The organism is Acinetobacter sp. CIP-A165, assembly GCF_000367985.1.
In the GTDB taxonomy this organism is placed as follows: domain Bacteria; phylum Pseudomonadota; class Gammaproteobacteria; order Pseudomonadales; family Moraxellaceae; genus Acinetobacter.
Window position 1 is genome coordinate 163,294 of sequence record NZ_KB849200.1, and the last position, 15,659, is coordinate 178,952.

A 15,659-nucleotide genomic window follows, 5' to 3' on the forward strand; every position below is an offset into this window, starting at 1 on the left:
GTGTCATGGTTGACTCCAAAAACAAGCATTTCCCATGCTTATTGGGGAGTAGATTATCACTTATAGGCGTGGTCTAAAATCCTAGAACCACATCAATAGGACATCAGGCATTGCAAATTGATTTTTTAGAAGGTGCGCTCAGAAAAATAGGGCAGCTGAGCGGCAAAAAATGATCGATAAGACCCATCAACTTTCGGTACGACAACAATCGCAATTGATTCAAATCAATCGCAGTACGTTGTATTACAAGTCCAAAGAGATTTCATCAACTGATTTGAGTTTGATGCGCCTGATCGATGAAATTCATCTCGACTACCCATTTATGGGCAGTCGAATGATACGAGATATGCTACAGCGTCAAGGGCATCAAATAGGTCGGCGTAAAGTCCGACGTTTAATGCGCTTGATGGGAATACATGCCTTGTATCCAAAACCCAATACCAGTAAGCCTAATCTTGCACACCGTATTTTCCCATATCTGTTGAAAAACATGGTCATCGATCACTCTAATCAAGTCTGGTGTACAGATATCACGTACATTCCTATGGCTAAAGGCTTTGTCTATCTGTGTGCAATTATAGATTGGCATAGTCGTAAAGTACTGGCTCATCGTGTATCGATCAGTATGGAAACAGGCTTTTGCATAGATGCGTTGCAAGAAGCAATTGTGAAATATGGTTGTCCTGAGGTGTTTAATACAGACCAAGGCAGTCAATTCACAAGCGAGGCATTTTTGAATGAGTTAAAATTGCGAAATATCCGTATCAGTATGGATGGGAAAGGACGATGGATGGATAATGTAATGATTGAGCGTTTATGGCGCAGCGTGAAGCATGAGGAAGTCTATTTGAAGGCTTACGATACGGTTAAACAAGCGAAACAATCAATTGCTGAATATTTGGATTTTTATAACATGATACGTCCTCATTCAAGTTTGAATAAGGCAACACCGGATGAATTTTATGATCAACATTTACTAAAAGTAATGGCAGCATAATTTAAATATTTAGAGCGGATTTATCACTTATAAAACTGAATTGAGTGGTCTAATTAACGGAACCACATTACTCACTTTTCTATGAAACTAAATCATTTTTATTCATGTTGTGAATCGGGTATAAATCACATCATAAAGAAATTAGATTTATCACGGAAATTAGGGTGTCAGATCAATGAGTAAAGAATTTAAATTTACGATAAAGAGTATTCGTTTCGATGAAGACTATCGCCCTTCAGACAATACTCGCATAACCACCAACTTTGCGAATTTGGCTCGTGGCGAAAGTCGTCAAGAAAATTTACGCAATACTTTAAAAATGATCGACAATCGTTTCAATACCTTGGCACATTGGGATAACCCAAATAGCGATCGCTATTCTGTCGAACTTGAAATTATTTCCGTTGAAATGAAAATTGATGCTGAAAGCAATACAAATGCATTGCCTTTGATTGAAATATTGAAAACCAATATCGTTGATAAAAAAACCAATCAGCGCATTGAAGGCATTGTCGGGAATAATTTTTCTTCTTACGTGCGTGATTATGATTTTAGTGTGTTATTGCTTGATCATAATAAAAATCAGTCTGAATTTAAAACACCAGAAAACTTTGGTGATCTACATGGCAACTTATTTAAGAGCTTTATTAATTCTGATACTTACAAAGCAAACTTCAAAAAACAGCCTGTGATTTGTCTCAGTGTTTCGAGCAGTAAAGTTTATCGCCGTAGTGATAATCAACATCCAGTTTTGGGTGTCGAATACCTGCAAGATGAATACTCTTTAACTGATGAGTATTTCCAAAAAATGGGCTTAAAAGTTCGCTACTTTATGCCGCCAAATAGTGTTGCACCTTTGGCTTTCTATTTCTCAGGTGATTTATTAAGTGATTACACCAATCTTGAGTTGATCAGTACGATCAGTACGATGGAAAGCTTTCAAAAGATTTATCGTCCTGAGATTTACAATGCTAACGCTGCGGCAGGAACATCTTATCAACCGAGTTTGAAGAACCAAGATTATTCACTTACTCGCATTGTGTATGACCGAGAAGAGCGTAGCCGACTGGCGATTGAACAAGGCAAATTCGTTGAAGAGCAGTTCATCAAACCCTATCAGAATATTCTTGAGCAGTGGGCGAAGAACTACGCTGATCAAAACTGTGCTGCTGTTTAACGATTCATATTGAGAAGATGATTGACGATGAAAATATTATTACCGACTTCAACAGCTGGCAGCTTACCAAAACCATCTTGGCTTGCAGAACCAGAAAAGCTTTGGTCACCTTGGAAGTTGCAAGATGAAGAACTGATTCATGGCAAACAAGATGCGTTACGTTTGTCATTGCAAGAACAGCAGCATGCAGGCATTGACATCGTTAGCGATGGTGAACAAACCCGTCAGCATTTTGTCACCACTTTTATTGAACACCTTGACGGTGTAGATTTTGAAAAACGTGAAACCGTTCGAATCCGTGATCGTTATGATGCGAGTGTACCGTCAGTTGTAGGTGCAGTGAGTCGTCAAAAACCTGTTTTTGTTGAAGATGCCAAATTTTTACGTCAGCAAACCAAGCAACCGATCAAATGGGCGTTGCCTGGTCCGATGACCATGATTGATACGCTTTATGATGGGCATTATAAAAGTCGTGAAAAACTCGCTTGGGAATTTGCCAAAATTCTTAATCAAGAAGCGAGAGAGTTAGAAGCCGCAGGTGTAGATATTATTCAGTTTGATGAGCCAGCATTTAATGTGTTTTTTGATGAAGTGAACGATTGGGGTGTTGCCACCTTAGAAAGAGCACTCGAAGGTCTTAAGTGTGAAACTGCCGTTCATATTTGCTATGGCTATGGCATCAAAGCCAATACAGATTGGAAAAAGACACTCGGTTCAGAGTGGCGTCAATATGAAGAAGCGTTCCCAAAGCTGCAAAAATCCAAGATCGATATCGTTTCGTTAGAATGCCAAAACTCACGTGTGCCAATGGATCTGATTGAATTGATTCGAGGCAAGAAAGTGATGGTGGGTGCGATCGATGTGGCAACCAATCAAGTTGAAACACCTGAACAAGTTGCCGATACCTTACGCAAAGCACTTCAGTTTGTTGATGCTGACAAGCTCTACCCATCGACCAACTGTGGCATGGCACCTTTAGCGCGTGAAGTCGCAAGAGGCAAGCTCAATGCTTTAAGTGCTGGTGCGGAGATCATTCGCAGAGAGCTTTCTGCTTAATACTCACCAAAATCGTATGTGTAAAGGGATGAGGCAGTTTGATTGGATTTTTCATGATCAAACTGCTTCATCCCACTCCATAAAGATGAAGTGCTTGCGTGACGGAATAGCTTGGTATCACTAAATCTCAAAACTAAGGTGCAATTTAGGAACAATGTGATGATTGAAGCAACAGACTTTAGAAATGCAATGTCTTTGTTAACCAGCGCAATTAGTGTCGTGACTACGGCAGGCTTATCTGGTCGTTATGGATTTACTGCATCTGCCGTGTGTAGTGTTACAGATACGCCGCCGACATTGTTGGTCTGTATGAATCAAGCCTCTAGTTCACATGTGCATTTTGTAGAAAACAAAATTTTAACTGTGAATGTTTTAGGTGCACATCATGAGCATGTTTCTAAAGTATTTTCGTCTAAGTTAGGTCCAGAAGAACGATTTAAACATGGGGTTTGGACAGAATTGGAAACTGGTGCACCCGTTTTAAATGATGCTTTGGTGAGTTTTGATTGTGAGATTGATCAAATTCAACAGGTTGGAACACATACTATTTTTATTTGTCCTATTGTTGCAATTCAACAAAGTCAGCACGATCAAAGTTTGGTTTATTTCAATCGCGCTTATCATCAAGTGGGGCAGACGGAAATCGCTTAAAGCAACTTTTGTATGTTCTTATTCGCTATAAAAATAGATTATCTCATTCATGACACTCTGCGTTTTACTAAAAGACTATATTGATTGATGTTTGTATTGTTAAGATCAATAAAACAACTCATTGCAATAGCATAGGTAAAAAAGAGAGCGATATCATGAGCAATAACAACGATTACGATATTTCTGATTCAAAAGACTGCGAAACTTATATCAATCAATTTATTCAAGATTTTACAATTCGTTCGGCTGAAATTGGTAAGGGCACCGTGATTAAACGAGCTTTGCCAAGTCGACAGAAACGCCTAGTGGGGGCGTGGTGTTTCCTTGATCATGCAGGGCCTGTTACGTTTCCCGCAGGTGATGGTTTAGATGTAGGACCACATCCACATATTGGTTTGCAGACTTTTACATGGATGATTGAAGGCACCATGATGCATACTGATAGCCTTGGTTCAAAACAGTTGATTCGTCCAAAGCAGGTCAATTTAATGACGGCAGGGCGCGGGATTTCGCATACTGAAGTTGCCCCTGATACTGAAACCAAAATGCACGCGGCACAGCTCTGGATTGCATTGCCAGATGATAAGCGTGAGATGGAACCGAACTTTGAACATTATCCAGAATTACCTGTGGTCACCAAAGACCAAGTCGAGTTTACGGTGTTGGTCGGTGACTTTTTAGAAACGTTATCACCTGTGAAAGTGCATACCTCTTTGGTGGGTGTAGATCTCACCGCCCAAGCCGATACCAAAACACGTATTCCGTTAAACCCAGAGTTTGAATATGCCTTTATGGCACTCGAGGGAACGGCTTGCGTCAATGGCCATGAGCTAAACATAGACAATATGGTGGTCTTGGAAAAAGGTTTAACTGAAATATCAGTGGAGCTGACAAAAGGTCATCGTGTGTTATTGATTGGTGGTGAACCCTTTGAGTCACCTATTTTACTGTGGTGGAATTTTGTTGCACGTACCATGGATGATTTAAAACAAGCACGCCAAGACTGGATCAATCACGATGCACGCTTTGGCGAGATTGCTGACTATCAAGGCAAGCGCTTAGAAGCACCTGTATTACCTGATCAAATGAGGGCGTCGAAATGAGTGTGATTGCAAGTGCAAAAGTACAGACTTTGACAGCACCGTGGAAAGGTGAGGTGACGAGTGGTACACATCAATTTCTCACCGATAAGCCTGAAGCTGCTGGCGGACACGATACTGGCCCCGCACCTTATGATTTTCTCACCGCGAGTTTGGCATCATGTACCATGATTACCTTGCGGATGTATGCCAAACATAAGGAAATAGAGTTGGGTGATTTTCAAGTTGAGGTCGATTTTCATACTAATCGCGAACAACAGGAAAAAATACAGCGCCGCGTAATCTTTACGCAACCTATTTCACAAGACTTAAAAGAAAAGCTTCTAAACGTGTGTAGCAAAACACCAGTGACTAAAACTTTGTTACGCAGTTTAGACATAGAGACCGTGATTCTTTAAGACTAAAGTGCTATTGTGCTTGGGCAAAACATAATTCTAAGTGTGATTGTTAGAGGGATCAAAACAGCAATCACACAGCAAAAAAGCAGGCACAAAAATGATTACCTTACATTATCTACAATGCTCGCGCTCATTTCGTATATTGTGGGCATTAGAAGAACTGGGTTTGGATTGCCATGTTGAATATTATCAAAGGTCGTCCAGTTATACCGCGCCAGAAAGCCTAAAACAGATTCACCCATTGGGCAAAGTGCCAATTTTAGTGGATGATGGGCAGGTGATTGTTGAATCTGCTGTGATTTTGGATTATCTGCAACAAAAGTATGATGAACAGCAAAGATTCAAACCACAAAGTGCTAAAGATCAGATGCAATATGCTTATTGGATGCATTATGCAGAAGGCTCTCTGATGCCATTATTGGTGATGACTTTGGTGATGAATAGTGTAAGTAAACACGTGCCGTGGGTGATTCGCCCAATTGCTCAGAAGATTACAGATGGTGTTAAAGCCGGTTTTGTTCGCCCGCGTGTAAAAGAGCATATTCTTTATCTTGAGAATTATTTGTCAGAACATGATTATTTTGCAGGGGATTTTTCTTTTGCTGATATTCAGATGGCATTCCCACTCATCGCTATTCAAAATCGATTACATGGCAAATATCCGCATATTCAAGCTTTTGTACAACGTGTTCAGGAGCGTGCAGCCTTTCAACGCACAGAGCAAAAGAGCTTAGATTCTGAATGCGCATGAGTGGTTGAGATGCAAAAAAAGGAACGATTTTTCGTTCCTTTTTTATTTAAAATCATGTGACTAGCGTTTAATGACAATCGAATCAATGCCACTATGCTGTAGTGTTTGTTGTGCAGCTAAAGCAGCTTCTTGGCTATCATACGGACCAGAAAACACGCGGTACCATGTCTGACCATTTTCAACAGTTCTCACCACATCGGCAGACAATCCATTTAGAATAATTTCTGCACGACGCGCATCTGCGCTATCAGGATCTGGATAGCTACGCACTTGTAAAATATACGTGGTCGGTGCAGGCGGCGTTTGCTCACTTGGGGTGAGGCTTGCTGAATCTTCTGTTGTTTCGACTCTAGGTGATTCAATAATCACAATATTGCCTTGTTGTTTGGTTTCAGGCACAGCTTGTTGTGGAATCGGAGTCACTTGTTGTTGTGGCAACAAGTCGTAGAAACGATAATCTTTGTTGGTGTTTTCTTCTTGATAGTGTTCAGCAGGCACCTGAGTTTTTGTAGGGACAGGTTGCCATGGCTGCCAGAGCATCAACATGACTGCGGCACATAGGATCGCTAGAATGGCGACAAACATGCCTAGCCATTTCGGAATAAGCGGTTTTTTGGGCTTATTTGGTCGTTCAGATACACCACGTTGCGTTTTTCCAAACACCTGAAATTCCTCTTGATTCTATTATGTTATTTCTAGCTTGAATCTTCTGGGAAACAAAGCATTATATTTAAAATAATGCTTTGTTTACTGTATTTTATCCACTGTTCTGTAAGAGCGTTGCTTTGCTATTTACATTGTCTCAGGAGCGGACACACCTAGTAATGTTAAACCATTTCGAATCACTTGCTGTACGTTTATTGATAATAATAAACGGGCTTGTGATAGTTCAATGTCTTGTTCATCGAGTACACGACCATGCGTTCTGTCGTCATACCAGCCATGAAACAGTGCTGCTAATTCTTTTAAATAAGTACCAATCTGATGCGGTTCACACACATTTGCAGCGCGAACAATAATCTCAGGATAGGCAGCCAGTTTGGTCAGAATTTCTGTTTCAACTGGTAGGCTTAATCGTGCAACATGATTACGTGCGAAGCTTTCATCAAAATGGATATTCTTTTCAGGCGCACGAGATAGCATGCGATTGACACGTGCATATGCATATTGAATGTAATACACCGCATTGTCTTTACTTTGTGAAACTGCAAGGTCTAAGTCAAAGTCAATGTGCTGCTCAGATTTACGCATCACGTAGTAGAAACGCGCAGCGTCGTTACCAACTTCCTTACGTAAATCACGCAAAGTCACGAACTGACCTGAACGAGATGACATTTGTACCATCTCGCCACCACGCCATAAGCTGACGAACTGAACCAAAAGAACGGTTAACTTCTTCGAGTCATAACCCATCGCATCAATCGCCGCTTTCACACGAGAGATATAACCGTGGTGGTCTGAACCCCAAATATCAATCAGGTCAGTATAACCACGTTGTAATTTATTGAGGTGGTAGGCAATGTCTGATGCAAAGTAAGTGGTTTGACCATTGCGACGCTTTACAACACGATCTTTTTCATCACCAAATTCAGTTGATTTAAACCAGATGTTGCCATCTTTTTCATAGAGGAAGCCACGTTGATCTAAAGTTGTGAGCGCTTCATCAATCTTGTCGGCCAATGATGCTTCACTAAACCATTCATCAAAGGTTACGCCAAAGTCAGCAAGATCATCTTTGATGTCATCTAAAATGGCATGTAATGCTGCTTGATGGAAAACGCGGTAGCCTTCAGCTAACTGTTGTTGTGAATTTGCGATTAAACCATCGATATGTTTTTCTTTATCACCAGAAAGCACAACTTTGTTGCCTTCAGCATCTACTTCTTCTGCGTATTGAACGTCTTCTGGCACATCTTTATAGATGTCAGCGACTGGGCGAACATGCGCATCACCATCTTGGTCAATAATGCTTTGTGCGATTTCTTTGACATAATCACCTTGATAAGCATTTTTAGGAAAGACCAGTGTTTGACCCGTAAGTTCTAAATAACGTAAATAGGTTGAAGTTGCCAAAATATCCATTTGACGACCTGCATCGTTAACATAGTATTCACGGTCAACTTGAGCACCTGTGGCTTCTAATAGGTTTGCAACCGTCATACCATACGCTGCACCACGACCATGCCCGACATGTAGGCTAGAGGTTGGGTTTGCAGACACAAATTCGACTTGGATTTTTTTGGCTGCATTGGCTTGGCTGCGACCATATTGATCTTTTTGTGCATGGATCTGATCGAGCACAGCAAAGCGCTGGTCTGCATTTAAAAAGAAATTAATAAAACCAGGACCTGCGATTTCTGCTTTGTTAATGTCAGCGACTTCAGGCAGTGCTGCTAAAATCTTTTCAGCAAGATCACGTGGTTTCATGCCAGCCGCTTTAGAGCCGATCATGGCAATATTGGAAGCAAAGTCTCCGTGACTTCGGTCTTTGGTACGGGTTAAATGGCTCGTGTTTGTCCAATCTGAAGGGAGTACACCTTGTTGTTGAAGGGATTGTACCGCATGATCAAGAGCTGCTTGTATTGCCGTATTCATAGTTACCGAAATAAATGTCGCGGAAAAACGTTAAATATAGCAAATTTTGATGGCTTAAGGGGAGAGTCTATGCAGGGAATTCACATATTCCGATCAATCTTTTTTGAGTGCTTTGTTCGTTGGCATTCATAAAGATGCTACACCAGTCAACGGCATAGCACCTTGCGGTTTTAATCTTCCAAAATTTGTTCTAGCAATGCATCACTTGGCGCAAAATAATAAGCACCATCCACAGCCGTTGTGAAGTGCAGTAAACGGTCATGAATACCATCACCAGCAGTACCAAACATGCGTTTTAGCATCGCATCAATAATCGTTAAATTATTGGTGTAAGCAACGAAGAACAAGCCTTGTTCACCTTTTCCATCACCATAAGGCAAGCTGTGGCGCAAGATTTCCATTTCCTCACCTTCATCATCCTCAACCACTGTACGAGCAACATGCGCATTTTCAGGTTTTATTTCGTCATCTAGCTCAATTGATTCAAGCTTGGTGCGTCCAATCACATGCTCTTGTGCATCGACTTTCAGTTGTTGCCATTTCGCTAAATCGTGTACATAACGTTGTGCGAAAATAAAACTACCCTCTTGGAAGATACCAGCGGATTCGGGTAGCAATGTTGCTTCGGCACGATCATCGGGGAATTGCGGATTTTCAGTTCCATCAATAAAACCAGTTAAATCACGACCATCGAATTGGCGGAAACAAGCACGCTCATCGAGCACTTCAACTTTATCTTGAATACCTGCAAAGAACGATTGGCTCATTGCAAAGCATAAATCAGCCCGTGCACTTGCGATGTGAATAAATACATCTGCGGGCACCACAGGCATATTGAAAGCACCTTGCTCAGGATCAAGTTGTTTAAACCCATCAGGTGTTTGTGGGTACAATTTGGACCAAAGTTCAGGACCGAAGGCGATCGCAGTTTTGATCTGAGCATCTGGGTGTTGGGTGATCAAGCGATCACGAGTTAAAAGCAGCGCTGAAATTTGTCGTTTTAATTCAGCGATCGTTAAATCTTTTAAACGGAGAACAATAAAACGCGCATGATCAGAAGGTAGTGGAAGAATGACAGATTGAGCAGCCATTAAGATCTCCTTAGTCATTTTTAAGGCGGCAAAAAAAGGAGTCATTGTGCCTGATCTAAGCAGGACTTAACAATTTTTTTGTTCATTTTTTATCGACTAAAAAAAGTACTGCTTGCACTCAATAAAACGGTATAATTCAACTTTTATTTTGCTCTTTGATTATGTCTTTACAGGTCTGGTTTGCTTTTATGTTGGCATGCTGTGCGATTAGTGTTTCGCCGGGTGCAGGTGCAATTGCTTCAATGTCCAATGGCTTGAACTATGGGTTTAAGCATGGATATTGGAATGTGATTGGATTACAGATTGCACTGCTGATTCAAATCATGATTGTTGCGGCTGGGGTGGGGGTACTCTTTGCGACGACGCCATTGGCGTTTCAAGTGGTGAAGTGGTTTGGGGTGGGCTATCTGATCTATTTAGCATATCAACAGTGGACTGCACCGATTAAAACGATTCAGATTGAACATGAACAAAAGCATAAATCGGCCTTAAATCTAATGCTCAATGGTTTTGTGGTGAATATCAGTAATCCCAAAGCAATTGTATTTTTATTGGCGGTGTTGCCTCAGTTTTTAGATTTATCTCGACCACAATGGCTGCAATATTTGATCATGGCGTCAACGATGGTGGCGATTGATCTGATGGTGATGGCGGGATATACCGGTTTGGCTTCAAAAGTATTGAGATTATTGCGTTCGCCTCGGCAACAAAAGTATTTAAATCGAGGCTTTGCCATGATGTTTGGTTGTGCCGCACTATTGCTTAGTGCGATTCAGCAATCAAGCTAAACAGGGTTAAATTGATTGCGATCGACTTTTCAATTTTTGTGCTGTGAAAATTAGCGCAAAACAAAGTGCCATACATAAGACAATACTTAAGCCAGTGGCAATGTTTAATGCCGCACTTGACCATAGGCCAACCGTGATGCCAAATTGAGCCAATATAAATGCCCAAATCACCATTTGTTTAGGGGAGTGTGCCAGTAAGCGGGCGCTTAGCGCAGGGATGACTAATAAGGCACCCATCAGTAATGAACCGACTGCACGTAATGCCAGTACGGTAAACAATGCCAGTAATAACATGAAAATCAGACGTTGCCAGTTCGCATTTACGCCTTCACTCATGGCCACATCTGGGTCGATCGCAATTTGAATTTGTGCGGACCACGAGCGATACAGCACCACCATTGCAGCTGCAATCACCACAGCAAAGATTGGCAATTCAGCCCATTCAACACTGAGTAAATCACCAAACAAGTAGCTTAATAGTTCTGGGCGTAAGCTTGGAATTTGTTGGATCAGTAATAAACCTGAACAAAGTAAGGTGGCTGAGCATAAAGCAAGCAGTGCATCATTGGGTAGGCGCGAATCGTGCAAAATCCATAAAATAGCAACCAGCAAGACGGCTAAACACGCAACACCAAGCCAAAAAGGTAAATTCAGTATGCCTGCAATAGCAACACCAAGTAAGGTGCCGTGTGCCATGGTATCGGCGAAGAATGACATTCTGCGCCACAGCATCAAGCAGCCCAAAGGGGCGGTTAGAAATACCAGAAGTGTACCCATAATCCAAGCAGGGAGCAGCAGTTGTAACCATTCCATCATTGCTTAGACCTTTGGTTCAGGGTGAATGTGAGGGCGTGGGTCATGTGTACATGGTTCGACATGATCGCTATGTGCACAATCATCATGATGGTGCTGATAGAACATGCGTTGCGTCCCAAAAATAGCTTGGTATTCAGGATGCTGTTGAATGCTTTCAGGCAAACCGCTACAGCAAATATGTTTATTCAGACACACAACACGATGTGTCCCTTGCATGACCCATTGTAAGTCATGAGAAACCATCAGTACGGCACAACCATATCGCTCGGGCAAGCTGCGGACATATTCATATAGCTCTGCTTCAGATTGGATGTCTAAGCCCTGCATGGGCTCATCTAGCACCAAAATATCAGGTTGGCGCAATAAAGCACGCGCCAGTAACACGCGTTGACGTTCACCGCCAGAGAGTTGTTGTACTTTGGAATGCTGTAATTGCAGAATGCCTGTATCCGCCATGATTTCTTGGCGTAAACTTGCTGCACAAATTTCTAAATCGAGTAAGTCCTGAACCCGTAACGGTAGACTAGCAGATGGATTGAACTTCTGTGGAACATAGGCCATCTTAAGTTTTTTAGCAAAGTGAACTTTGCCTTGATTGGGCGACATGATGCCCAGTAATACTTTGATGAGTGTTGACTTACCAGCGCCATTCGGACCAATCAGCGTCACAATTTCTTTTGCTTGTAGTGCAAAATCAACATTTCTCAAAATAACGCGCTCATCACGTTGGACAGAGATATTTTCCAACTGAATCAGGGGAGAGCTTACTGCGATTTGCTGCACTGATGACATTTTCCCGAAATTTCAATGATGCTGTGTTGAGCTGAAAATTGATCAGAGTGAGCAAGTTGATCAAGTTGTTGAAGCAGCCCTTGTGCGGAAGCCTCTTTGACAGAGCGGCATTCAGTACAAATTAAAAACGCAGCTTGATGTCCTTCACGTGGGTGGCAACACGGAATATAAGCATTAATAGACGTTAAACGATGGATCAGTCCCTTTTCTAATAAAAAATCCAATGTTCTGTATACCGTCGGCGGCGCAGCAGGGCGGTCTGCTTGGCCTTTAATTTTTGCCAATAAGTCATAAGCACCCATGGGCGCAGATGCATTTAATATCAGTTCAAGGACTTCTTTACGTAGAGGAGTCAGTCGAGCGCCAGTTGCAGTACATAAAAGTTCTGCCTCTGCGAGTCGAGCTTTAATATCATGATGACCATGAACACCGTGTAAAGCGTTGTCATGTTCATGTGAGCAAGAACTCATAAATGGACCTCATTGTTTGCCTTGAATCGGTTGATCTATCACGGATAACTTTAACTAACCAAATACCTTGTGCTGTAGATGAGCGCGCTAAGTATCTGTGAAATGTCAACGGACCGTATATCATAACATGCAATTCATTTGGAACTAACTATATAAGTCATCCAAGCAAGGAATGACGTTAAGTAGATAAAATAGACATAGGTATTTTTTAACTTTTGTTATATTATAACATGCTTTGCTAAGTTGAGTAGTGTTGTGATGTTGCGCCTTTTTCTGTTTGTCTCGTTTTCAATGTTAAGCACATGGGGCTGGACACAAAGTTTGGTCGTGTCAACACATCCAATTTATTTGATTGCAAAAGAAGTCACCAATGGGATAGAAACACCTGTTCTTTTACTCAGCGATCAAACTGGGCATGATGTGCAACTCACACCAGCACATCGCAAAGCAATTCAAGAGGCTTCTTTGGTGGTGTGGCTTGGTAAAGCACACGAAGCCCCATTAGAGAGATTGCTACATCAAAATCGTAAAGCCGTTGCGTTATTAGATATGGGGATCTTAACGATATTACCGCAACGTAATTTACGTGGCGCGTCACTAGAAAATACCATTGACAGTCATGTTTGGTTAGAGCCAAATAATGCAGTACGTATTGCTTTTTTTATCGCGACACTACGTTCACAGCAGTACCCAGAAAATAAAGCCAAATACTTAGCCAATGCAAGAGATTTCGCACAACAGATGCGACAAGCTGCTCAACAGTATGAAGGAAGCAATAAAGCAAAACCTTATTGGTCATACCATGATGCTTATCAATACTTGGAACGCGCATTGAATTTAAAGTTTGCTGGTGCACTTACCAATGACCCACATATTGCGCCAACAGCTGCACAAATTAAATACTTAAAAGACAGTCGACCTAAGACACAAATGTGTTTATTGGCTGAAATTTCAGCCAGCAGTAGCCAGTATCGAAGACTGAATCCTGTCATTTTTGAGACTGTGGATGAAAGTATGAATGGTGAGGACAATTTTATCTCCGCTTGGAAGAAATTGGCTACAAAAACTGATAAATGTGTATTAAGTGCCCAAAATTAATCAGAAAATTAAAAAAGCGTTGACTCTATCGTCAGAAAATAGGGTAACGAAAAAAGCAGACTTAGGTCGAGAAAAGATTGCATGTTCAGGGGTGTAACTCTATAATGCCTGCGATTCGAAACGATCCGTATTAAAACTTGTCAAGCAGTTATGTTGTGAGTGGATAAAAAATGAGCCGGACTAGTCGATTGATTGACCGACGATTGGCAAAAGCTTTGGTCTTCTTACAAGCATGTATGATTCCAATTGCAGCTTTGCTGGCATGGATGATGAAAGATATAACTGCTGCGATGAGTGCTGCGCTTGGGGCTTCGGTTTGTTGGTTAGCACACTGTTATTTTGCTTGGCAGTCGTTTAGAACGGCGGGCGCAAGAGCATCAAAACAAGTCATGCTCAACATGTATCGAGGAATACTCGGCAAGTTTGCAATTGTGATCGTGGGTTTTATTTTAATTTTAAACAATGTTGAACCACTATCACCGGTTGCATTGTTTGGTGGATTTATCCTTGTTCAAGCGATGTCGTGGGTTGCACCATTTTGGGTGACACGTCTGCAAAAACAAGTGTAAGACACTTTTTTGAGATTTTTGGAGGGTAGCGTGAGATATTCGCAGTTCGCAATATTCATTGCCCTTCTTTTAATGATTGACATTGACCAGGTGTGATTTATGGCTGCTGAAGAACATGCCCTGACTTCGACCGAGTATATCAAGCATCACTTGACCAATATGACCTATGGCAAAATGCCAGACGGCTCATGGAAGTTAGCTGAGACTGCTGAAGAAGCTCAATCGATGGGGTTCACTGCAATTCACTTGGATTCAATGGGTTGGTCTATCGGACTTGGCATCATTTTTTGCTTAATGTTCTGGATCGTTGCGAAAGCTGCAAATGCAGGTGTACCAACAAAATTCCAGTCTGCAATTGAAATGATTATCGAGTTTGTGGACTCAAGTGTTCGTGATACTTTCCACGGCAAATCGCGTTTAATTGCGCCATTGGCATTAACCATTTTCGTGTGGATTTTCCTCATGAACTTAATGGATTTAATCCCTGTTGACTGGATTCCTTATTTAGCTCAACAGATTGGTGCAAGTGTATTTGGTATGGACCCTCACCACGTTTACTTCAAGATCGTACCAACTACTGACCCGAACATTACCCTAGGTATGTCCTTGTCAGTATTTGCATTGATCTTGTTCTATAGTGTTCGTGAGAAAGGGATCGGCGGTTTCGTCGGTGAATTGGCACTTAACCCATTCAACCCAAGTAACAAATTTGCAAAAGCGTTATTGATTCCAGTGAACTTAATTTTGGAATTAGTAACTTTCCTTGCTCGTCCAGTTTCGTTGGCTCTTCGACTGTTCGGTAACATGTATGCGGGTGAGTTGATCTTCATCTTGATCGCATTATTACCGTTCTGGATCCAGTGGGCATTATCTGTGCCTTGGGCTATTTTCCACATTCTTGTAATCACGTTGCAAGCATTTATCTTTATGATGCTGACCATCGTTTACTTGAGCATGGCAAGCGAAAAGCATTAATGGTATTGCCTGATCATCAGTTGATGGTTGGGCTTAAATTTTAGTTTAATTTGGTAATAACCTAACCTCTGAGGAATTTTTCATGGAACTCACTTTAGGTCTAGTTGCAATTGCATCTGCTATCTTGATCGCTTTCGGTGCTTTAGGTACTGCGATTGGTTTCGGTCTTTTAGGTGGCCGCTTCTTAGAAGCTGTAGCTCGTCAACCAGAATTGGCTCCACAACTTCAAACTCGTATGTTCTTAATTGCGGGTCTTCTTGATGCTGTGCCTATGATCGGTGTTGGTATTGGTTTGTTCTTCATCTTCGCTAATCCATTTGTAGGTTAATAGCTTA

At 41.6% G+C, this 15,659-nt stretch carries 17 protein-coding genes and 1 pseudogene; 12 read left to right on the forward strand and 6 right to left on the reverse strand.

The genetic code is table 11. The annotated features are described in order from the left end of the window. Positions 1-95 precede the first annotated feature (95 nt). The 7 genes and pseudogenes from F991_RS00680 to F991_RS00710 form a co-directional block, all read left to right on the forward strand. Positions 96-997, forward strand: a pseudogene (locus F991_RS00680) (IS3-like element ISAcsp5 family transposase); the annotation flags it as partial. Positions 998-1,172: 175 nt separating this feature from the next. Continuing rightward, positions 1,173-2,174 carry a DUF1852 domain-containing protein gene (locus F991_RS00685; protein ID WP_004668091.1) on the forward strand — a complete coding sequence of 334 codons (1,002 nt, stop codon included), beginning with the start codon at positions 1,173-1,175 and terminating at the stop codon, positions 2,172-2,174. Positions 2,175-2,201: 27 nt separating this feature from the next. Further along, positions 2,202-3,230, forward strand: coding sequence for a methionine synthase (locus F991_RS00690; protein ID WP_004668092.1), 1,029 nt, complete (start codon positions 2,202-2,204; stop codon positions 3,228-3,230). Positions 3,231-3,389: 159 nt separating this feature from the next. Beyond that, positions 3,390-3,881, forward strand: coding sequence for a flavin reductase (locus F991_RS00695; RefSeq protein ID WP_004668093.1), 492 nt, complete (start codon positions 3,390-3,392; stop codon positions 3,879-3,881). Positions 3,882-4,036: 155 nt separating this feature from the next. Further along, positions 4,037-4,984 (forward strand): pirin family protein, encoded by a 948-nt coding sequence (locus F991_RS00700; RefSeq protein WP_004668094.1) that lies wholly within the window; start codon positions 4,037-4,039, stop codon positions 4,982-4,984. Continuing rightward, the gene (locus F991_RS00705) at positions 4,981-5,379 is read left to right on the forward strand and encodes an OsmC family protein (RefSeq protein ID WP_004668095.1); all 399 of its coding nucleotides are present in this window, start codon (positions 4,981-4,983) and stop codon (positions 5,377-5,379) included. Before F991_RS00700 ends, F991_RS00705 begins: the two co-directional genes overlap by 4 nt. Positions 5,380-5,476: 97 nt before the next feature. Next, positions 5,477-6,130 carry a glutathione S-transferase family protein gene (locus F991_RS00710; protein WP_004668096.1) on the forward strand — a complete coding sequence of 218 codons (654 nt, stop codon included), beginning with the start codon at positions 5,477-5,479 and terminating at the stop codon, positions 6,128-6,130. A gap of 60 nt (positions 6,131-6,190) precedes the next feature. On the opposite strand, the gene F991_RS00715 is transcribed toward F991_RS00710, so the two are convergent. The 3 genes from F991_RS00715 to F991_RS00725 form a co-directional block, all read right to left on the reverse strand. After that, positions 6,191-6,793 carry an SPOR domain-containing protein gene (locus F991_RS00715; RefSeq protein WP_004668097.1) on the reverse strand — a complete coding sequence of 201 codons (603 nt, stop codon included), beginning with the start codon at positions 6,791-6,793 and terminating at the stop codon, positions 6,191-6,193. A gap of 129 nt (positions 6,794-6,922) precedes the next feature. Next, on the reverse strand, positions 6,923-8,725 hold the full coding sequence (argS, locus tag F991_RS00720; protein WP_004668098.1) for an arginine--tRNA ligase: 1,803 nt from the start codon (positions 8,723-8,725) through the stop codon (positions 6,923-6,925). 170 nt (positions 8,726-8,895) lie between these two features. Further along, positions 8,896-9,816, reverse strand: coding sequence for a Dyp-type peroxidase (locus F991_RS00725; protein ID WP_004668099.1), 921 nt, complete (start codon positions 9,814-9,816; stop codon positions 8,896-8,898). 161 nt (positions 9,817-9,977) lie between these two features. On the opposite strand from F991_RS00725, the gene F991_RS00730 reads away from it, so the two are divergent. Beyond that, positions 9,978-10,604: a LysE family transporter gene (locus tag F991_RS00730; RefSeq protein WP_004668100.1), complete on the forward strand. Its 627-nt coding sequence runs from the start codon at positions 9,978-9,980 to the stop codon at positions 10,602-10,604. Positions 10,605-10,610: 6 nt separating this feature from the next. Here F991_RS00730 and znuB read toward each other — a convergent pair whose 3' ends face one another. From znuB to F991_RS00745, 3 genes are read right to left on the reverse strand one after another with little or no spacing between them, the layout of a single operon-like run. Next, positions 10,611-11,420, reverse strand: a complete 810-nt coding sequence (gene znuB, locus F991_RS00735; RefSeq protein WP_004668101.1) for a zinc ABC transporter permease subunit ZnuB — start codon at positions 11,418-11,420, stop codon at positions 10,611-10,613. Between the two features lie 3 nt (positions 11,421-11,423). Further along, positions 11,424-12,212: a zinc ABC transporter ATP-binding protein ZnuC gene (gene znuC, locus F991_RS00740; protein ID WP_004668102.1), complete on the reverse strand. Its 789-nt coding sequence runs from the start codon at positions 12,210-12,212 to the stop codon at positions 11,424-11,426. Continuing rightward, positions 12,185-12,682: a transcriptional repressor gene (locus tag F991_RS00745; protein WP_004668103.1), complete on the reverse strand. Its 498-nt coding sequence runs from the start codon at positions 12,680-12,682 to the stop codon at positions 12,185-12,187. Before F991_RS00745 ends, znuC begins: the two co-directional genes overlap by 28 nt. Positions 12,683-12,940: 258 nt before the next feature. Between F991_RS00745 and F991_RS00750 the strand changes: the two genes are divergently transcribed. From F991_RS00750 to atpE, 4 genes are all read left to right on the forward strand, one after another. Beyond that, positions 12,941-13,780, forward strand: a complete 840-nt coding sequence (locus tag F991_RS00750) for a metal ABC transporter solute-binding protein, Zn/Mn family (protein WP_004668104.1) — start codon at positions 12,941-12,943, stop codon at positions 13,778-13,780. 170 nt (positions 13,781-13,950) lie between these two features. Then, entirely contained in the window at positions 13,951-14,349 is a 399-nt protein-coding gene (locus F991_RS00755) for an ATP synthase subunit I (protein WP_004668105.1), read from the forward strand. A 99-nt stretch (positions 14,350-14,448) separates the two neighbouring features. After that, positions 14,449-15,324, forward strand: coding sequence for a F0F1 ATP synthase subunit A (gene atpB, locus F991_RS00760; protein WP_004668106.1), 876 nt, complete (start codon positions 14,449-14,451; stop codon positions 15,322-15,324). Between the two features lie 82 nt (positions 15,325-15,406). Then, complete coding sequence (gene atpE / locus F991_RS00765; RefSeq protein ID WP_000424060.1) at positions 15,407-15,652, forward strand: F0F1 ATP synthase subunit C; 246 nt, start codon at positions 15,407-15,409, stop codon at positions 15,650-15,652. Positions 15,653-15,659 lie beyond the last annotated feature (7 nt).